Raw genomic sequence first — 18,977 nt, forward strand, 5'->3', positions numbered from 1 at the left:
CGCGTCCCGCCGCGCCCCGCCAAGATCGACTACACCGCCGACCGCGCGATGGGCGCCCCGCGCGTGGACAAGGCCGCCCAGCGCGCGAAGGCCAAGGCGGACAGGCGCAAACAGTCCGGCCCGCCGCTGCTCGACGACTCGACCCGGGCGCGGCTGGAGGCGATCAGCCGGGAGGGCTCCGGCCTGCGCGCGGCGTGGGCGACCTTCCGCATCCGCACCGACGACATCCGCCGCCGCAACTACGCAGCGCGCGCGGAACAGACCATCGAGGACGGATTCGACCGCAGCACAGCCCAACTCACCGACCGCGGCTACGCGGGCCCCGGCGGCGGCCGGATGAACGTGGTGGGCCGCCCGGTCGAATACCGCGCGACGACCGCCCAGGTGGCAGGCCTGTGGCCGTGGTCGGTCGGCGCGGGCGCGCCGCTGATCGGCACGCCGCTCGGCTCGCACCTGCACACCGGCGCGCCGGTCTGCTTCGACCCGATGAACTGGTTCATGCGCGGCAGCTTCATCACCGCCCCGAGCCTGTTCGTGCTGGGCCTCAACGGTTTCGGCAAGTCCTCGCTGGTGCGCCGGATCGTGCTCGGCGGCATCGCGCAGGGCATCACGCCGCTGGTGCTGGCCGATGTGAAGCCCGACTACCGCAAGCTGGTGGAACTGGTCGGCGGCCAGGTCATCGACCTCGGCTACGGCCACGGCAAGCTGAATCCCTTGGCGGCCGGTGTGCTCGGCTCGGTGGTACCGCAGCTGGAGGAGTTCCCCGCGCTGCAACTCCAAGTGCTGCAAGACATGCGGGCAAGGCAGGTCACGCTGATCGCGGGTCTGGTCGAGCTGGTGCGCGGCGCGCGGGTGCGCGACTACGAGGAGACGCTCATCTCGACCGCGCTGCGCATCCTCTTCCAGCCGGGCAGCGGTTACACGCCGGACCAGCCGCCGATCATGGAGAACCTGCTCGAGGTGATCCAGGCGGGCGGCGAGGAGCTCCAGCTCGACGCGGGGGCCGACGATCCCGCCGAATACCAGGTCGCGATCAAGGGGCTGCGCCGTTCGCTGCGCGCGCTCACCCAGGGCCCGTTCGGCGCGATCTTCAACGGCCAGACCTCGGTGCCGATCGACACCGAGGCGGTCGCCGTCTGCATCGATGTCTCGCACATCCCGACCGGCGACAAGAAGCTCAAAGCCGCTGTGATGCTTGCCTGCTGGGCCGACGGCTTCGCCTCGGTGGAGGCCGCGCACGTGCTCGCCGACGCAGGCCTCGGTCCGCAGCGGTACTTCCAGGTGGTGATGGACGAGCTGTGGCAGGTGCTCGGGCTCGGCGACTTCATGGTCGACCGCGTCGACGAGCTGACCCGTCTGCAGCGCGGCCTGGCCACCGCGCTGATCATGATCAGCCACACCATCAAGGACCTGCAGGCGCTCGGATCGGAGGCCGCGATCGCCAAGGCGCTCGGCTTCCTGGAACGCGCGCGCGCCAAGATCTTCGGCGCGCTGCCCGCCGAGGAGGTCAAGCGGCTCGACAGCACAGTTCCGTTCACCTCCGCCGAGGAGGATATGGTGACCGGATGGTCGGCGCCGCAAGCGCTCACCGGCGAGGCGCTGAAACCGGGCCAGCAGCGCCCTTCCCCGCCGGGCACGGGTAAATTCCTGCTGAAGATCGGTGAGGATCGGCGTCCCGGTATTCCGTTTCACATGGAATTCACGTTGTCGGAGAAGGAAAGCGGGATCCACGACACGAACCAGCGGTTCAGTGAATTCACCGGCGGCCCCGACAACGAATCCACCGCGCGCGGTGGTGAATCCACGAACGGGAGCGCGGCATGAGATACCGTCCAGGACGCGGAGCAACAAGGATCGGCCGAGCGCCTGGACGGGCGGTGTTGTTCGGCGGAAGGAGTGCCGCATGATGCCGCATCGTGCGTATCGCAGAGTGTCGCCGGAAGTGCGCAAGGCCGCCGTCGAGCAGGTCATCGCGCTGACCGGCAAACTACGCAGCGAATCCGAGGCGTGCCGGGTGGTCGCCGAACAGATCGGCGTGCACACCAATTCGGTGCGTAATTGGGTGCGCGCCGCGGAAGGCCCCGGCCTGGAACGCATGGACGCGACCGCGCTGCGCCGCAAAGTGGCTCTGCTGCAACAACAATTGGCGGCGGCCGCCGAAATGAACCGCACTCTCGCCGACACACTCAACGAAGCCCGACGCCACACGTGACCATTTCCCCCGAGTCGCATTCGACCGACCCGCCGCCTTCCCGTGCGAGGGCGTGGTGAGCGCCCGCGGCGTCTTGTGGACCGCCCTCGGCGCGGTGGTCGGACTGATCGCCCTGGTGCTCGTCGTGGTACTGCCCGCCGTCGAGGATCCGTGCGAGGACGCCACGGTGCTCGGTCCTTCGCAGACGGCGCTGCCGCCGCTCGGCGGCTACGCCCCCGGTGACCGGCCCGCTGCCGCGGCCTCCGGTGAACCCACTGCCTCCCATTCGAATCCGAGCGTCACCGGTACGCCATCGCTGGCCGCAGGCGTCGGCCCCATCCGCCGTACGTTGCCGATGGCAGTCGGCACCTTCGCGATCTCGGACGTCTTCGGCTCTCGCAACGGCGGGCACCGTGGCGTCGACATGGCGGCGACCGACGGCACCCCGATCTTCTCGGTCGCCGACGGCCGGGTGGTCGCGGCCGGACCGGCCTCCGGCTTCGGCAACTGGATCGTCGTCGACTCCGTCGACGTCAACGGCCGGTCGTATTCCGCTGTGTACGGGCACATGTGGGACCACGGCGTGCTGGTACGGGTGGGGCAGTCGGTGCGCGCGGGTCAGCAGATCGGCGCCGTCGGCTCGGCGGGCGAATCCAGCGGACCACACCTGCATTTCGAGATCGTTCCCGGCGGGCGCTTCACCGGCGGCCGCCAGATCGATCCGCTGCCCTGGCTCGACGGCGCGCCGACCCCGGATCTCGGTGGTGCGCAGTGGTATTCGTCCGATCCGCGCTGCCAGCGTGGTTTCGGCAGCGCGGGCGGCGCGCTGGCCGCGGGCAAGGTGCCGCCGGAACTCGAGATCTGGTACCGCCGCGCGGGCTCGCTGTGCCCGCAGATCACCTCGTCGCTGCTGGCCGCGCAGGGCAGGCAGGAGTCCGGATTCCGCAGGGGCGCCACGTCGCCCGCGGGCGCGCAGGGTCTGGCGCAGTTCCTGCCTGGCACGGCGGCCGCCATCGATCCCGACGACGGCAGGCCGTACGTTATCGACGCCGACGGCAACGGCGTCGCGAGCGTGTGGGACGACGGCGACGCGATCATCGGGCAGGGCCGCTACATGTGTGCCATCGCCCGCAAGGTCACCCAATGGATGGCCGAGGGGCGCGTCCAGGGGGATGTCACCGCGCTGACGCTGGCCGCCTACAACGCGGGCGAGGGCGCGGTGCTCGCCTCCGGCGGCATGCCGAATCAGTATGCGGCGCACTACTCCGAGACCAGGCCCTACGTGGCCAACATCCTCGCGATGGAACCGCAGTATCGCGCGCCCGGCTCGACGGGCCGCTTCAGCCCGCAGGAGGGCAGTGCGGGCGCACAGATCCTGGAGGCCGCGCACGACTGGCTCGGCACCCCGTACGTGTGGGGCGGCGGTGGGCCGCAAGGCCCCAGCGGCGGCGGCATGGACGGCCCCGGCCTGACCGCGGCCGCGGTCTTCGCGGCTTCCTCCGGTGCGGTGTCGTTGCCGCGCACGGCCGAACAGCAGTGGGAGGCGGGCTACGAGGTGCCTATGAGCAAGGCACAGCCGGGAGACCTGGTGTTCAGTTCCTTCGGTCCGCGGGGGCCGGCGCAAGTAGGCATCTACGCCGGTGACGGACGGATGATCCAGTCCGTGCCCGGTGCGGACGCGCGGTCGGGCGGCGGCGTGAGCGAGGTCGCGGTACCCGGCGACGCACGACTGCGGAGGGTGCTGTGAGCGAACACGCGCCCGCGCGAGTTCCGATCGGACCACCACCGTGTCGGTCCGGGCGGCTAGCCTTGAAAGACACAGCGACTGCACGCGCGAAACTGGTGGTGATGCTGCTGATGAGCGTGGCGATGACAATCGCGTCCTGCGGACGTGGCGAGACCGGCGAATCGGGTTCCGGTGCGCCGCAGCCCGCCACGTCGACCACCCGGCTGCTCGAACAGGTGCCCGCCCCCGATCCGGTGACGCCCGACGGCGTCGCGGTGACGGCGCTGCGGGAGATCTACACCTGGCGACCGGCGGGAGAGGGTCCGGGCGAATCCTTGGTGAGGGCGCGGAAGTGGCTCGGCCCCAGCCTGATCCGGATGCTGGATGGGTCGCCGTCGATCACCGAGACGCCCAAGCCCTCGCTGCAATGGGCGGACTGGGCCAAGGCGAACGCCACCGTCGAGGCGTTCACCTTCGCCTCGGGCGACCGGCCGCCGCCCGGTCCCGATCCGGACATCACGCAATTCAAGATCGGCATCGAACAGACCGTCGTCTACCCGAACGGGCGCAAGGAATCGCTGCCGCCCGCGACGGTGATCGCCACCGTGGTACGTACGCCCGGCGGCTGGCGGCTCGACGCGTTCCGCTGATTACACGCTTTCCACCGCACGGGGATTCGAGGAGGCAGGACATGGCAAAAAAGAAGAAGGTGACGGATCCGGCGATACCCGGACCCGATCTCGGCCTGTTATCGGTCTACGCCGGTGCCGTGGTGATCGGAACGCTCCTGGTGGCTCTGCATCTCGGCAACCAGATGGCGGCCGAGCCGCAGAACCTGCCGATCAACCCGATCGAGATCGTCGCCGGGATGGCGCGCGGCAAGTACACCTGGCCGACCGGCGCGACGGTGATCATTCTGCTCGTGGTGCTGAGCGCCGTCGCCTACCTGGTGGTGCGCAGGCAGATGACCAAGCGCAAGTCCAAAGGCGCGCTGCCGGTGGACGAGAAGGCCCAGCACATGGGGTCGGGCGGCGCGATCAGCGCGCTCACCGAGGCGGGCGTGCGGGAGAAGGCCGAACAGCTCGGGATGAACCTCGGCTACGACGACGCCCCCGGCGTGCCGATCGGCGTCAGCGTCGCCGACGGCGTCATGCTGTACGGCTCCTACGAGGATCTGCACCTTGACATCTGGGGTCCGCGTCAGGGCAAGTCGACGTCAAGGGTGATCCCGGCGATTCTCTCCGCGATCGGCCCGGTGCTGTCCACCTCGAACAAGCGCGACGTCGTCGACGCGACCCGCGACGTGCGAGAGTCCAAGGGCAGCCCCACCTTCGTGTTCGATCCGCAGGGCGTGGCCGACGAGAGCCCGAGCTGGTACTGGAATCCGCTGGACTGGGTCGACGCGGGCCACGAGGGCTGTGAGATGCGGGCGCAGCGGCTGGCGGGCCACTTCGCCGACGCCGACAACGGCACCGAATCCAAGTCCGACGAGTTCTTCGACCCCGAGGCCGAGGATCTGCTCGCCGCGCTGTTCCTGGCCGCGGCGGTCGGCCAGCGGCCGATCGTGCAGGTGTGGGACTGGGTCACCAACCCGGTCGACACCGAGCCGATCGAGTTGCTGCGCAACGCTCGTCACCACTACATGGCCTCGGGCCTCGCGATGCAGTACAACGCCGATCCACGGACAAGGAGCGGCATTTTCGGCACCGCCAAGAAGATGGTGCGCTGCTTGCAGCTGTCGAACGTGCACGACTGGATCCTGCCCGGCTCCGACCCGGACAGCGGCCACCCGCGCAGGCAGTTCGACGAGCTCGAGTTCATCGAGCGCAACGGCACGCTGTACTGCCTGTCGCTGGAGGGACGCGGCTCCGCCGCGCCGCTGGTGAGCGCGCTGACCGAGGCCGTCATCGACGTGGCCATGCGCAAGGCGTCCCGCTCGCGCGGCGGCCGCCTGCCCATCCCGCTGCTCGCCGTCCTCGACGAGGCCGCCAACGTGGTGCGCTGGAAGGATCTGCCCAAGCAGTACAGCCACTTCGGTTCGCGCGGCATCGTCGTGATGACGGTGCTGCAGTCCTGGGCGCAGGGCGCGCGCTGCTGGGGCGACGCGGGCATGCTCGCGCTGTGGTCGGCGGCCAACATCAAGGTGCTCGGCAGCGGCGTGGACGACATGAACTTCCTGCGCGACCGCTCCGAGGCGATCGGCGACTACGATTCGATCTCCGGTTCCGTCTCGGAATCCAAAGGCAGCAAGAGCTATTCGCGTTCGCTTGGTTCGTCGAGGACGTTCAGCGTCAACGCGCTCGCGACGCTGCCGCGTGGCCGTGCGATCGTGTTCACCTCGGGTCAGCCCGCGGTGCTCATCCGCACGGTCCCCTGGTGGGAGGGCGAGTACGCTTCGGACGTGAAGAAGTCGATCGCGCAGCACGATCCGCAACGCAAGACCGAGATCACCGACCTGATCGGCTCGCCCTCGCTGACCAAGTCCACCCCGCCCCCCGAGTACGGGCAAGTCGAGGAGGTTCGCCCCCTGTGAGCGCGCGTAGCGAGCTAGCCGAAGGCATGGAGCCGAGCGCTAGGGAGGTGGCGTCGTGACGGAACAGCAGCAGCAGATGATTTACACCAACGTCGTCGAATTCGTCGAGAACTACCTGAGCCTGGTGTACCGGCGACAGGTGACCGACATCAGTGAGACGGTGTGGTGCCCCGAGTGGTGGAAGCATGCCGAGGCGGTGGCGCGACTGGACGCGTTGTGGCGCGCCTGGGAGCACTACCGCTTGGAACCGAGCACCGGGCTGAGCATCTGGTTCCTCGACCACGCCGATCCGCACATGACCAAGTTGTTCGATCCGCGCGGGCCGTTCAAGTACTGCAGTGTGCGCAACGGGCACAAGGACATGCTGAGCCCGCTACCGCTGAAGTCCCCCGCGCAGGGGATGTTCGGCGATCCGACGGTCGGCGACTTCCGGGTGTAGCGGATACCAGAACGCCCGCTGAAATCAGCGGGCGTTCTTGGTGTTCCAGGTTTTTCGCGCGGTCACTGCCTGGCGCGTTCGAGGCCGCGCGCCTCCGGTTCCCTGCCACGGGCCGGGACGGCGCGGTTCTCCTCGGTGCGGGCGCGGATGGCCTCTTCCGGTGGCTGGCCCTGGCCTACCTCGATGAGCATGCGGACCGCCGCCAATTCCGGTGCGACGCCGATCCGCGAGAGGTGGGCCGCGATCGCCATCCGTCGTTCGGCCGAATCGTACCGAACGACAGACTGATTCGCGGCGGACGCGGTGGCCGCCATGCGGGTGGCCTCGGCCTGCGCGGAGAAACGATCCTTCTCCAGTGAAATGCCCTTGGCCGGAGCCGCTTTCTCCACCATGCGCGCGAGCTCGAGGTTGCGCGGATCCTTGGCCTTGGAGTCGCGAGCCTCCCGGATCTGGAGTTCACGAGCCTCTTTCATGCGGGCCTCGGTGATCTTGGCGCGCGCCTCGGCTTCCTTCTGACCACGCTCACGGGTGCGCAGTGCGACCAGGGTCGCCAGCTGCAACATACTCTTTATCATGGCCGCGGTTTCCCGGCCGATGTCGTCCAGTTCCTCGGACATGGCTGCTCCCCGATGCTGCAGTGATCACTATGGATGATTGTGGTGCTTCGTCACGGACACCGCCACGCGAACCGAAGTTCGCCCGGTCGGCGCCCCGCCTGCAAACGTGAACACCAGGAGTTCGGGTTGCGTCGCCCCCCTGGTGGCTGGGGATCGCCCATTAGGGATGGCTACGCTACGCGAACTCCATCTTTCGAGATTACCCGAGAAACGCGTGGCACAACCGTACGGACGTGCCGGTAACAGCATATATCGCACAATTACGGCACGTACCGAGAAGCGCAGGACGATCTTCGACACAAGTGCTGCGCCATCGGATATTTAGGCTCGCCTACCCTGGGTCGCAGACTTCGGGCCCGGTCGCCGTCTGCGGCGCCGGGCCCGAAGAAGTTGCCGACGATTCAGTCCAGGCGAACCGACTGGATGGTCACCGGCGAGGTGGGCTTGCCGTCGCCTGGGCCGTTGGAGTTGTCCTGTCCGGCCTTCGCGATCTTGTCCAGGGTCGCCATGCTGTTCTCGTCCACCGTGCCGAAAATGGTGTACTGCGGCGGCAGTTGGGAGTTGCCGTAGACGATGAAGAACTGGCTGCCGTTGGTGCCGGGGCCCGCGTTGGCCATGGCCAGCGTGCCGCGCTTGTAGTCGATCGGCATCTGGGAGCCCGGATCGCCCTGGCCGTACTGATCGGTCGGGTACTCGTTGTCGAATTCGTAACCGGGACCGCCCATTCCGGTGCCGGTCGGGTCGCCGCACTGGAGCACCTTGAGCGTCTCGTCCGCGGTCATCCGGTGGCAGTCGGTGCCGTCGAAGAAGTTCTGGCTGGCCAGGCTCACGAAGCTGTTGACCGTGCAGGGCGACTCGGCGTTGTTCAGGGTCAGGCCGATCGGACCCTGGTTGGTCTCCATGCTCACGCTGACCTTGGCGTCGCCGCCGGTGGTCGGGATGCCCTCCGATTTGGTCGGCTTCTGCACCGGCTTGTCCGCGGGCTTCGCGCCGTCTCGGTAGGTGCAGTTGACCAGCTCGGGCTTCGCCTTCGCGGCGGGCGGCGCCGCGGACAGCGACGCGTCTTTCGTCTCGGAGGCCGTGTTCTGGTCGTCCTCACCCTTGGTCAAGAAGTAGACGCCGGTCACAGCCGCGATCGCCACGACCACACCGAGCACGGACCCCGCGATGGTCAGTTGCTTGCGTCGGCGCGCGCGTTCGGCCCGGTTGGCCAATTGGCGCTCGAGCTTGCGTTTGGCCGCTGCTCGTCGCTGTTCGTTGCTCGGCACTACCACGTTCCTCCCGTGTCGGCTTGCTTCCGAGGTAAGAGTGTGCCATCTCTTCCTGAGACCGCCCGGCAGTTCCCCGGACGGGTCGGAGGTCAATCGGTTGGACTCGAGGGCCGGTAGTGGTGGAAACTGGACCATCGTGACCAAGACCAGCAGCTTCTCCGCCCCGAGGGGGGTACCGGATTACGTGCCGCCCGGCTCCGCCGAGTTCGTCGCCGTGCGCGACGGCCTCGTCCATGCGGCCCGACTGGCCGGGTACGGGCACATCGAGCTGCCGGTGTTCGAGCAGACCGCGCTGTTCGCGCGCGGTGTCGGCGAGTCCACCGACGTGGTCAGCAAGGAGATGTGGACCTTCGCCGATCGCAAGGGCGAGAGCTTCACCTTGCGCCCGGAGGGCACGGCCGGCGTGATGCGCGCCGTCATCGAGCACGGCCTGGACAAGAGCAGCCAGCTGCCGCTGAAGCTGTGCTACGCGGGGCCGTTCTTCCGCTACGAGCGTCCGCAAGCCGGTCGCTACCGGCAGTTGCAGCAGGTCGGCGTCGAGGCAATCGGCGTGGACGATCCGGCGCTGGACGCCGAGGTCATCGCGATCGCCGACGCGGGCTACCGCAGTCTCGGCCTCGACGGTTTCCGGCTGGAGATCACCTCGCTCGGCGACGAGACCTGCCGTCCGCAGTATCGGGAGCTGTTGCAGGACTTCCTGCTCGGCCTGCCGCTGGACGAGGAGACCAAGCGCAGGGCGCAAATCAACCCGCTGCGCGTGCTCGACGACAAGCGGCCCGAGGTGCGCGAGCTGACCGCCGACGCCCCGCTGATGATCGACCACCTCTCCGAGTCCGCCAAGACGCACTTCGAGCAGGTGCTCGGACACCTCGACGCGCTCGGGGTGCCGTACGTGCTGAACCCGCGGATGGTGCGCGGTCTGGACTACTACACCAAGACCACCTTCGAGTTCGTGCACGACCAGCTGGGCGCGCAGTCCGGCATCGGCGGCGGCGGGCGCTACGACGGCCTGATGGCCGAGCTCGGCGGTCAGCCGCTTTCCGGTATCGGGTTCGGTCTCGGCGTCGACCGCACCGTGCTCGCGCTGGAGGCCGAGGGCAAGACGGCCGCCGTGCCGTCCCGCTGCGATGTGTTCGGTGTGCCGCTGGGCGATGCGGCCAAGCAGCGCCTCGTGGTGCTCGCGGCGCAGCTGCGCGGTGCGGGCATCCGCGTCGACCTGGCCTACGGCGGGCGCGGCGTGAAGGGCGCTATGAAGGCGGCCGACCGCTCGGGCGCGAAGTTCACCGTGGTGCTCGGCGACCGCGACCTGGCCGAGAACAGCATCGCGGTGAAGGACATGGCGACCGGCGAGCAGCGGCACGTGCCGCTCAGCGAGATCGTCGGCGTCCTGCGCGAGGCGCTGATCGCCGGGCGCTGACCGACCGGCGGGCGGGGCGCGAGGACGAAAGTCCGGTGCTCCGCCCGGCATCGCGCCCCGCGTGGTCGCGCGCGGTACCGTGACTGCGCACCGCCGCTGCGGTGAGCCTGCGGAGAGGTGGAGAGTGGACGCGAATCCCGATCAGCCCGAACCTGTTCCGCCGGTCGGACTCGATCTCGTCGCCCCCGAGATGTACGCGCCGATGCTGCGGCGGCTGGCGGTGGCGGCGGCCGGTGTGGGGATCGGCGCGGCGCTGCTGGCGGCGACCGTCGTCGATTGGCCGATCGCCGTCGCCGTCGGCCTCGTCGTCGGGCTGCCCACCGTCGGCTACGCCTTGGCGCTGCGCCGCCGCCGCATGTGGGTGACGGGCACCACGGTCCACGCCCGTCGGGTCTTCGGCGAGCGCAAGCTCGAGCTCTCGGCGGCCACCGGCGTGGAGATCCTGGTCTTCCCGGCGCGGCTGAGCCGCATCGCGTTGCGCGTCACCGCCGGGCCGGACGTCCAGCTGATCCCGCTCGCCATGTACACCGACGCGGGCAGCGGACGGGAACTGCACCTGCTCGGGCTGCGCAAGCTCGCCGACGCCCTCGCGGCGAGCCACCTGGCCGCCGCGGTCGCGGTCTCGGCGCTCCTGGTGCACCAGCTCCGCGCGGAAGCCCGCGACGCGGGCCTGGAGGAGCGCCCCCTCTACCGCGCGGTCCAGCTGGCCCGCGCAAAGGACTACGTGTCTCCCGTCGTCCTCAGCGACCGCGAAGTCGCCGAACTCGGCTGATCCCACACCTCCCGTACACGCGCCACACTGGCACCCGTCTGTCGGTCGTGCATGCGCCGTGTAGGGACGTGAGGCGTTGCTCACGGGTGGGTTCTGGCCACCGTGAGGCTGAGTAGGGTTGGGCCTGAGTGTCCGTCCAACGCAAGGAGTTCCCGTGAGCACCGCCGCTCGGAACGCGCCCGTGACCGTTGCCGTGACCGGTGGAGCCGGGCAGATCGCCTACGGCCTGCTGTTCCGCATCGCCTCCGGCGCGATGCTCGGACCGGAGACGCCGGTGCGGTTGCGACTGCTCGAGATTCCCGCCGCGGTCGCCTCCCTGGAGGGTGTGGCTATGGAGCTCGAGGACGGCGCGTTCCCGCTGCTGGAATCCATCGACATCAGCGACGATCCGTGGGTCGGTTTCGACGGCGCCAACGTCGCGCTGCTGGTCGGCGCGCGCCCGCGCACGGCGGGCATGGAGCGGTCCGATCTGCTCGCCGCCAACGGACCGATCTTCACCGAGCAAGGCCAGGCCATCAACGCCAGCGCGGCCGACGACGTGAAGGTGCTCGTGGTGGGCAACCCCGCCAACACCAACGCCTACATCGCCATGAGCAACGCCCCCGACGTGCCCGCCGAGCGCTTCACCGCGATGACCCGCCTCGACCACAACCGGGCCATCGCCCAGCTGGCCAAGAAGACCGGCGCGCCTGCCGCCGACATCGCCCGCGTCACGATCTGGGGCAACCACTCCGCCACCCAGTACCCCGACATCACGCACGCCACCATCGCGGGCCGCCCCGCCCTCGACCTCGTCGACGACGCGTGGCTGCGCGAGGACTTCGTCCCCACCGTGCAGCAGCGCGGCACCGCGATCATCCGGGCCCGCGGCGCGTCCTCGGCCGCCAGTGCGGCCAGCGCCGCCATCGACCACATTCACGACTGGGTGCTCGGCACCCCGGCGGGCGACTGGACGTCCATGGCGGTCCCGTCCGACGGCTCCTACGGCGTCCCCGAAGGGCTGATCAGCTCGTTCCCGGTCACCTGCGCCGACGGCGCATACACCGTCGTCCCCGACCTCGCCCTGGACGACTTCTCCCGAGCCCGCGTCACCGCGAGCGTCACCGAACTCGACCAGGAACGCGACGCCGTCATCGACCTCGGCTTCGCCAAGCGCGCCTGACCACCCCGGTCACCGCGCCCGCGCCGCGCCGACCGCCCCAGTGCCTCGCAGACCCATCGCACGCCTCGCAGGGGACACACGCGCTGCGAGGGGTGCGGAGGCGCTGCGAGGTCAGCCAGGAGGGGGACCCGGATGTCGACGGTTATTCGCCGAAGAGTGCCAGGGACGCGGTGAATCCGTGCAGCGCGTTGCGGCCCGCGATGGGGCCGATCTCGCCCGCGGCGAAGAAGCCCGCGAGCGGAATGTCGCCGAGCACGTCCTCGATGGTGGTGGTGTCGTGATCCGCGACCCCGAACATGCGCGTACCGCGTCCGTTGCAGGTGAACAGCAGGGCCCCTGCTGGGCGGCCGTGCAGCGCCGATCGCGCCTTCGCGACGGCCGCGCGCAGATCCCGGTCGGCCCCGACCGCGTCACGGACCTGGAACTGCACGGTCGTGCCGATCTCGACTTCCTCGCCGATTTCGATCGCGCCACTCGCCGGATCGGCGCCGAGCAGCCCGCGGATCAGGAAATCGCCCTGCTCGGGGGTGTCTAGGTGTTCGTCGACCACGATGCCGATCTGCACACCCTGCGCCACCAACTCCTGCTGATCGGGCGGGAGCACGTCGAAGATCTCGCGCAACCGCTCGATCGGTGACCGGCCGCCGAGCCGGGTGATCAAGGCGCCACGCCCCTCGGTGACGATGTACGGCTGTCCGATCGGGCGGCACCCCTGTGACACGACCGGCACACTGCGCAGTCCGGGAAGACGCACGCCGACCGCGCCGGCGACTACGACCTCCTCGTCGCAGAAAAGCCTGCTCTCGCCGGGCCCGGGGCCGCCGCTCGCCAGCCCGCCCATCACCATGGTGCCGGGCTTGTCGGTGTTCAGGTGCTCGAGCAGCGCTTCCGTCGGGAACGTGAAAGGGTCGGACAGCAACAGGTGGAAGTCGTGCGACGCTCGGTCGAAACGGTGGCCGGCGAGCAGCCCTCCGGCGGCCGTGCGGACGAAATCCAATCGGAACGTCTCCGCGCGCGGACCGGCGGCCAGCCACACTGCGACCGCGGACTGGTCCTCCAGCTCGCGCCGCCCGGCCAGGACCCCGCGTGCCACGCATCCGATGAGCGCGGGCACCCGGACCGCCTGATGGACACCCTCGAGCACGGCCGACGCCGCGTTCGCGTGCCCTCGCGACGCGAGGAGCACCGCGAGCGAGGGAGACGCACCCGCCAGTTGGTCGCGCGCACGCGTGGCCGCTTCCACGCCGGCGTGCCGCGAGTCAGGCGCGGTGGAGAGTCCGACCGCGATCTGCACATATCCATCGTAGGGCGCGCTGATCGCGCGAACACCTCACAGAACGACCGCACGCCTCGCAGGCGATACAGCCGCTGCGAGGCGTGGGGCGGCGATGCGAGGTCAGCCGACGGTCCAGGTTTCCGGGCCGGTGAGGAGGGTTTGCAGGGAGTCGGGGGTGAGGGGATCACGGTCCGCGGCGGCGCGGTTCTGGGCGCGGACGCCGTCGTCGTAGGTGGGGCGGGTGACGCTGCGGAAGATGCCGGTGACCACGTGGCCCAGGTCCTGGTCGGACAGGCGGGAGAGCGCGTAGGCGTATTCCGGGTCGTCGGAGTAGGCGTCGTGGACGACGATGTCCGACTCGGCGACCTCGGCGGTGTGGGCCACCCGCAGCCCGAATCCGCTTTGCACGACGGCGTATTCGCCGTCGGCGCCGAAGCGCAGCGGCTGTCCGTGGTGCAGCGGGACGAGCCGAGACTCGGCGTCGCCGCGGCGGAGCACGTCGAAAGAGCCGTCGTTGAAGATCGGGCAGTCCTGCAGGATCTCGACGAAGGACGTCCCGCGGTGTTCGGCGGCGGCGCGCAGCACCTCGGTGAGACCGGCGCGGTCGGAGTCGATGGCGCGGGCGGCGAAGGTGGCCTCGGCGCCCAGCGCGAGCGAGAGCGTGTTGAACGGGTGGTCGACCGAGCCCATGGGGGTGGATTTGGTGATCTTGCCCTGCTCCGAGGTCGGCGAGTACTGGCCCTTGGTCAGCCCGTAGATGCGGTTGTTGAACAGCAGGATGGTCATGTTCACGTTGCGGCGCAACGCGTGGATCAGGTGGTTGCCGCCGATGGAGAGGGCGTCGCCGTCGCCGGTGACCACCCAGACCGACAAATCGGGACGCGTCACCGCAAGTCCGGTGGCGATGGCGGGCGCGCGGCCGTGGATGGAATGGATGCCGTAGGCCTCCAGGTAGTACGGGAACCGGCTCGAGCAGCCGATCCCGGACACGAACATCAGGTTCTCCCTGCGCAATCCGAGTTCGGCGAGGAACCCGCGCACGGTCGCCAGGATGACGTAGTCGCCGCAGCCGGGGCACCAGCGCACCTCCTGGTCGGAGGTGAAGTCCTTGACCTTCTGCGGTCCCTCCGCGGCGGGCACCCCTGATACACCGGTGAGCCCGAGATCCGTTCCGACGAGCGAGGTTTCGACGATGGTCATCGGTTTCCCCCGATCCGGTCGGCCGCGGCCGGGCGCCGTGTGTGCTGTGTTCGATAGGTGGCCCGCGCGCGGGCGGCGAATGTCTTGTCCTGCTCCATGTCCTCCAGGGAGCCGTCCAGCGCGGCGTCGATGACGCCGACGAGTTCCTGCGCCGAGAAGGCGGTGCCCGCGATCTTCGTCCACGGCCGCACGTCCACCAGGTATTTCGCGCGCAGCAGCATGGCCAGCTGACCGCCGTTCATCTCCGGGGCGACCACGGTCCGATAGCGGCGCAGCACCGCACCGAGGTTGGGCGGCAACGGATTCAGGTGCCGCAGGTGCGCCTGGGCGACGGGGACGCCACGGCGTCGGGCGCGGCGGCAAGCCTCGCCGATCGGCCCGAAGGAGCTGCCCCAGCCGATCAGCAGCAGCTCGGCGCGTCCGTCGGGGTCGTCGACCTCGAGCCGGGGGACGGCGATGCCGTCGATCTTGGCCTGCCGCAGCCGGACCATCAGCTCGTGATTGGCGGGGTCGTAGGAGATGTTGCCGCTTCCGTCGGCTTTCTCCAAACCGCCGATCCGGTGCGCGCGGCCTTTGGTGCCCGGCACCGCCAACGGGCGGGCCAGCGTCTCCGGATCGCGGGCGTAGGGCTGGAATCCGGCCTCGTCCTCGGCGTCCGGCTCGAAGGCGGGGTCGATGGGCGCCAGCTCGGCGACGTCCGGAATCGCCCACGGCTCAGAGCCGTTCGCGATCGCGCCGTCGGAGAGCAGCAGCACCGGTGTGCGATAGGTGAGTGCCATCCTTGCCGCCTCCACGGCGGTGGCGAAGCAGTCGGCGGGGGAGCGGGGCGCGAGCACCGCCACCGGGGATTCGCCGTTGCGGCCGTGCAGCGCCTGCAGCAGATCCGCCTGCTCTGTCTTGGTCGGCAGCCCCGTGGACGGGCCGCCGCGCTGCACATCGACGATCACCAGCGGTAGCTCGGTCATCACCGCCAACCCGATCGTCTCGCTCTTCAGCGCGAGCCCCGGCCCCGAGGTGCTGGTCACGCCGAGCGCGCCGCCCAGCGAGGCGCCGAGCGCCGCGCCGATGCCGGCGATCTCGTCCTCTGCCTGGAAGGTGGTGACGCCGAAGTGCTTGTGCTTGCTCAGCTCGTGCAGGATGTCGGAGGCGGGGGTGATCGGGTAGGTGCCGAGGAAGACCGGCAGCCCGGCCAGCTGCCCCGCCGTGACCAGCCCGTAGGCCAGCGCGGTGTTGCCGGTGATCTGGCGGTAGGTGCCCGGCGCCAGCGTGGCGGGCGCGATCTCGTAGGTGGTGGCGAAGGCCTCGGTGGTCTCGCCGTAGTTCCAGCCCGCGCGGAAGGCCAGCACGTTGGCCTCGGCGATGTCCGGTTTGCCGGCGAACTTCTCGCGCAGGAAGCGTTCGGTGCCGCCGATCGGCCTGCCGTACATCCAGGACAGCAGACCCAGCGCGAACATGTTCTTCGCGCGCTGGCCGTCCTTCTTGCCGACCGCGGCGGGTTCGGTGGCCGCCAGCGTCAGCGAGGTCATCGGCACCTCGTGCACCACGAAATCGGTGAGCGAGCCGTCCTGCAGCGGATCGGTGGCGTAACCGACCTTGGCCAGGGCGCGCTTGGTGAACTCGTCGGTGTTCACGATGACGGTGGCCCCGCGCGGGAGATCCTCGATGTTCGCCTTCAGCGCTGCCGGATTCATCGCCACCAGCACGTCGGGCTGGTCGCCCGCGGTGAGGATGTCGTAGTCGGCGATCTGGATCTGGAAGGACGAGACGCCGGGGAGGGTGCCCTGCGGCGCGCGGATCTCGGCGGGAAAATTGGGCTGGGTGGCCAGATCGTTGCCGAACGCGGCCGCTTCGTGGGTGAAGCGGTCGCCGGTCAGCTGCATTCCGTCGCCGGAGTCCCCGGCGAACCGAATGACGACCTTTTCCAGTTTGGCTGTGCCGACATCGTTTTGGTGCGAAACCATCTGCCTGCTTCACTTCCTCGTCGAGTGAGAGGTGCCAGTGGCCAACCTACTCCGCCGGGACCGGGTATCGCCGCTGAAGCGCGCAGTCCGCTCGGGATTCGTTTTCCGAGGTCGGGAGCGCTCGGTCAGGCGAACAGCGCGAGCTGGGTGTCCACGGCATCCCCCGGCTCCGCGGTCCGCGCCGGTGCGGCGGTGGCCCCGCCGTCCCTGGTCAGCCCGTGCCGCCCGAGCAGCGGCGCGACCCGCTCGCGCAGCCAGGTCGCGTACTCGGGAGTGACGTAGGCGCCGCGGCCGTACAGCTGGCGGTATCGGCGCAGCAGGGCCGGGTGCGTCTCGGCCAGCCATCCGAGGAACCAGCCGCGGGTGCTGCCGCGCAGGTGCATCGGGAAGGCGACGGCCGAGGTCGCGCCCGCCGCAGCGATCGCGCCGAACAATTCGTCGAGGTGCGCGCGGCCGTCGGTCAGGTAGGGGATCACCGGCGCCACCATCACGTGCACCGCGAAGCCCGCGTCGGTCAGCGCGCGGACCATGTCGAGCCGGGCGCGCGGCGACGGCGTCCCGGATTCCAGGCCGCCGTGCAGCTCCTGGTCCAGGATGGCGATGGAGACGGCCACGCTCACCGGCACCTCGCGGGCGGCCAGCGTCAGCAGCGGCAGGTCCCGGCGCAGCAGGGTGCCCTTGGTGAGGATGGAGAACGGCGTGCCGGAATCGGTCAGCGCGCGAATGATGCCCGGCATCAACCGGTATCGGCCCTCGGCGCGCTGGTAGGGGTCGGTGTTGGTGCCGAGCGCCACCGGATCCCGCTGCCAGGACCGCCTGCCGAGTTCCTTGCGCAGCACCGCGGCGATATTGGTCTTCACCACGATCTGCGCGTCGAAATCGCGGCCAGCGTCCAGGTCCAGATATTCGTGGGTCGGGCGGGCGAAGCAGTATCGGCAGGCGTGCGAGCAACCCCGCATCGGGTTGATCGTCCACTGGAAGGGCAAGGTGGAACTGGGCTTACCCACCCCGCCGGCTCCGCCGGCTGCCGTCCCCGGTGTGGGCATCTTGTTCAGCGCGCTCTTGCAGAGCACTTCGTGGAACGTGATGCCCTCGAATTCCGGGGTCTGTACGGTGCGGACGAACCCCGCCCGGCTCAGGCCGGGCAGTGCGCCGTCGTCGGCGTCCAGGGTCTGGTTCTGCCACCGCACCCATTCAGTCGAACATGTGTTCTAGGATGTGTCAAGCGATCCGTCGGGTCTCGGTCGCGTCGAACGCGGCCGCGTCGGCGAAGAACGCGACCAGGTCGCGCACGGTGTCGTCGATCGGGCGCGGCCGGTAACCGAGCTCCCGTTCCGCCTTGCCGTGGTCGACCATCGGCGCCGAGACCAGCGCGCCGAGCGCGGCCTTGGACAGCATGTCGGTGCCGAGCAGCTTCCCGATCGGCGCGAGCACCGGGATCAGGCTGCCGACCAGCTTCGGTGAGATGGTGAACTTCGGCCCCTTCTTGCCGCCGTGCGCCGCCGCCATCCGGCACAGGTCGAGCATCGAGATCATCGATCCGCCGAGCAGGTAGTTCTCGCCGGTCCGGCCCTTTTCGCCGGCCAGGATCAGGCCATGCGCCACGTCGCGGACGTCGACGAGGTCGAAGCTGCCGCCGATCATCGCGGGCACCCTGCCCTGGGCGGCTTCCCGCAGCGCGAGATTGATCCGGGAGAGGGGAGTGCTGTAGTCGACGGGCCCGAACACGCCTGTCGGGTTGCAGAGCACGGCGTCCAGGCCTTTGTCGACGACTTTGCGCAGCTCGATCTCGCCCGCCCACTTGGAGCGGTCGTAGACCGGGAGCGCGGGGCCGGTGGAGCGGACCGTGCGTTCGTCGATGCGGCCGCCGCAGCTGTATTGGTTGAACGCGTGGATGGAGCTGGCGTGCACCATCCGGCGCGCGCCGACCTCCAGCGCGGCCTCGGCCACGACGCGCACGCCCTCGGTGTTGACCTTCCAGGCGAGATCGTTCTTCTCGGCCAGGGTGATCACCGCGACCAGGTGGTACACGAGCTCCGCGCCCGCCAGCGCCTCGCGCATCGACGCGGGGTCGAGGACGTTCCCCGCGACCCAGGTGACGTTCGGTTGCGCGGCCTGCCCGGGTACCGCCCGGTCGATCGCGGTGACCTCGTGTCCCTGATCGACGAGCAGGCGGAGGAGATTCGTGCCAAGGTAGCCGGCTGCGCCGGTCACTGCGACCTTCATGGCCGATACAATATAGAACTTGTTCTAATTTGCAACACGTTGCAGTTCTGTCCGGTCGCGGCGACGGTATCGAAAGTTGCCGGTGGGGTCCGCTATATTGAGCCCAACCGCAGCGGCGTCGCCGTTCGGACGGCCCGTCTTGGCCCGAGCTGTCCGGGGGCACAGCCGTTTCGGGCAGGGAGTAGA

16 protein-coding genes are annotated in these 18,977 nt (G+C 69.5%); 9 read left to right on the forward strand and 7 right to left on the reverse strand.

The features are described 5' to 3' along the window. The 6 genes from NX1_RS37035 to NX1_RS26335 all read left to right on the forward strand — a co-directional run. Nucleotides 1-1,824, forward strand: a 1,824-nt coding sequence (locus NX1_RS37035; protein ID WP_068064628.1) for a putative type IV secretion/conjugal transfer ATPase, incomplete at its 5' end; no start/stop codon positions are given. A gap of 79 nt (nt 1,825-1,903) precedes the next feature. Further along, nucleotides 1,904-2,212 carry a transposase gene (locus NX1_RS26315; protein ID WP_068064631.1) on the forward strand — a complete coding sequence of 103 codons (309 nt, stop codon included), beginning with the start codon at nt 1,904-1,906 and terminating at the stop codon, nt 2,210-2,212. Nucleotides 2,213-2,267: 55 nt separating this feature from the next. Continuing rightward, complete coding sequence (locus NX1_RS26320; protein WP_068064756.1) at nt 2,268-3,938, forward strand: peptidoglycan DD-metalloendopeptidase family protein; 1,671 nt, start codon at nt 2,268-2,270, stop codon at nt 3,936-3,938. Nucleotides 3,939-4,060: 122 nt separating this feature from the next. After that, nucleotides 4,061-4,567: a hypothetical protein gene (locus tag NX1_RS26325; protein ID WP_245668690.1), complete on the forward strand. Its 507-nt coding sequence runs from the start codon at nt 4,061-4,063 to the stop codon at nt 4,565-4,567. A gap of 41 nt (nt 4,568-4,608) precedes the next feature. Beyond that, nucleotides 4,609-6,450, forward strand: a complete 1,842-nt coding sequence (locus NX1_RS26330) for a type IV secretory system conjugative DNA transfer family protein (protein ID WP_068064634.1) — start codon at nt 4,609-4,611, stop codon at nt 6,448-6,450. A gap of 55 nt (nt 6,451-6,505) precedes the next feature. Beyond that, nucleotides 6,506-6,889, forward strand: coding sequence for a DUF4913 domain-containing protein (locus tag NX1_RS26335; RefSeq protein WP_245668691.1), 384 nt, complete (start codon nt 6,506-6,508; stop codon nt 6,887-6,889). A gap of 62 nt (nt 6,890-6,951) precedes the next feature. On the opposite strand, the gene NX1_RS26340 is transcribed toward NX1_RS26335, so the two are convergent. After that, entirely contained in the window at nt 6,952-7,506 is a 555-nt protein-coding gene (locus NX1_RS26340) for a hypothetical protein (protein ID WP_068064637.1), read from the reverse strand. Between the two features lie 401 nt (nt 7,507-7,907). Beyond that, nucleotides 7,908-8,774, reverse strand: coding sequence for a peptidylprolyl isomerase (locus NX1_RS26345; RefSeq protein ID WP_068064640.1), 867 nt, complete (start codon nt 8,772-8,774; stop codon nt 7,908-7,910). 139 nt (nt 8,775-8,913) lie between these two features. On the opposite strand from NX1_RS26345, the gene hisS reads away from it, so the two are divergent. The 3 genes from hisS to NX1_RS26360 all read left to right on the forward strand — a co-directional run bounded on the left by hisS (nt 8,914) and on the right by NX1_RS26360 (nt 12,128). Beyond that, on the forward strand, nt 8,914-10,194 hold the full coding sequence (gene hisS / locus NX1_RS26350; protein WP_068064643.1) for a histidine--tRNA ligase: 1,281 nt from the start codon (nt 8,914-8,916) through the stop codon (nt 10,192-10,194). A 124-nt stretch (nt 10,195-10,318) separates the two neighbouring features. After that, nucleotides 10,319-10,966, forward strand: coding sequence for a hypothetical protein (locus tag NX1_RS26355; protein ID WP_084501773.1), 648 nt, complete (start codon nt 10,319-10,321; stop codon nt 10,964-10,966). A gap of 154 nt (nt 10,967-11,120) precedes the next feature. Then, complete coding sequence (locus tag NX1_RS26360; protein ID WP_068064646.1) at nt 11,121-12,128, forward strand: malate dehydrogenase; 1,008 nt, start codon at nt 11,121-11,123, stop codon at nt 12,126-12,128. A gap of 142 nt (nt 12,129-12,270) precedes the next feature. On the opposite strand, the gene NX1_RS26365 is transcribed toward NX1_RS26360, so the two are convergent. From NX1_RS26365 to NX1_RS26385, 5 genes are all read right to left on the reverse strand, one after another. Then, a complete protein-coding gene (locus NX1_RS26365; RefSeq protein WP_068064649.1) occupies nt 12,271-13,422 on the reverse strand; it encodes an FIST signal transduction protein in 1,152 nt (383 codons plus the stop codon). 102 nt (nt 13,423-13,524) lie between these two features. Then, on the reverse strand, nt 13,525-14,604 hold the full coding sequence (locus tag NX1_RS26370) for a 2-oxoacid:ferredoxin oxidoreductase subunit beta (RefSeq protein WP_068064652.1): 1,080 nt from the start codon (nt 14,602-14,604) through the stop codon (nt 13,525-13,527). Further along, nucleotides 14,601-16,565: a 2-oxoacid:acceptor oxidoreductase subunit alpha gene (locus NX1_RS26375; protein WP_068064654.1), complete on the reverse strand. Its 1,965-nt coding sequence runs from the start codon at nt 16,563-16,565 to the stop codon at nt 14,601-14,603. The genes NX1_RS26370 and NX1_RS26375 overlap by 4 nt, the downstream gene beginning before the upstream one ends. A gap of 125 nt (nt 16,566-16,690) precedes the next feature. Next, nucleotides 16,691-17,755, reverse strand: a complete 1,065-nt coding sequence (locus tag NX1_RS26380) for an Rv2578c family radical SAM protein (protein ID WP_068064657.1) — start codon at nt 17,753-17,755, stop codon at nt 16,691-16,693. Nucleotides 17,756-17,786: 31 nt separating this feature from the next. Further along, nucleotides 17,787-18,791: an NAD-dependent epimerase/dehydratase family protein gene (locus tag NX1_RS26385; RefSeq protein ID WP_068064660.1), complete on the reverse strand. Its 1,005-nt coding sequence runs from the start codon at nt 18,789-18,791 to the stop codon at nt 17,787-17,789. Nucleotides 18,792-18,977: the final 186 nt, after the last annotated feature.

It is taken from the genome of Nocardia xishanensis NBRC 101358 (assembly GCF_001613365.1).
GTDB lineage: Bacteria > Actinomycetota > Actinomycetes > Mycobacteriales > Mycobacteriaceae > Nocardia > Nocardia xishanensis.

Coding starts and splice junctions, on each gene's coding strand:
- NX1_RS26315 (WP_068064631.1), top strand. CDS start 1,904: ATGATGCCGCATCGTGCGTATCGCAGAGTGTCGCCGGAAGTGCGCAAG.
- NX1_RS26325 (WP_245668690.1), top strand. CDS start 4,061: ATGACAATCGCGTCCTGCGGACGTGGCGAGACCGGCGAATCGGGTTCC.
- NX1_RS26330 (WP_068064634.1), top strand. CDS start 4,609: ATGGCAAAAAAGAAGAAGGTGACGGATCCGGCGATACCCGGACCCGAT.
- NX1_RS26340 (WP_068064637.1), bottom strand. CDS start 7,506: ATGTCCGAGGAACTGGACGACATCGGCCGGGAAACCGCGGCCATGATA.
- NX1_RS26370 (WP_068064652.1), bottom strand. CDS start 14,604: ATGACCATCGTCGAAACCTCGCTCGTCGGAACGGATCTCGGGCTCACC.
- NX1_RS26375 (WP_068064654.1), bottom strand. CDS start 16,565: ATGGTTTCGCACCAAAACGATGTCGGCACAGCCAAACTGGAAAAGGTC.
- NX1_RS26385 (WP_068064660.1), bottom strand. CDS start 18,791: ATGAAGGTCGCAGTGACCGGCGCAGCCGGCTACCTTGGCACGAATCTC.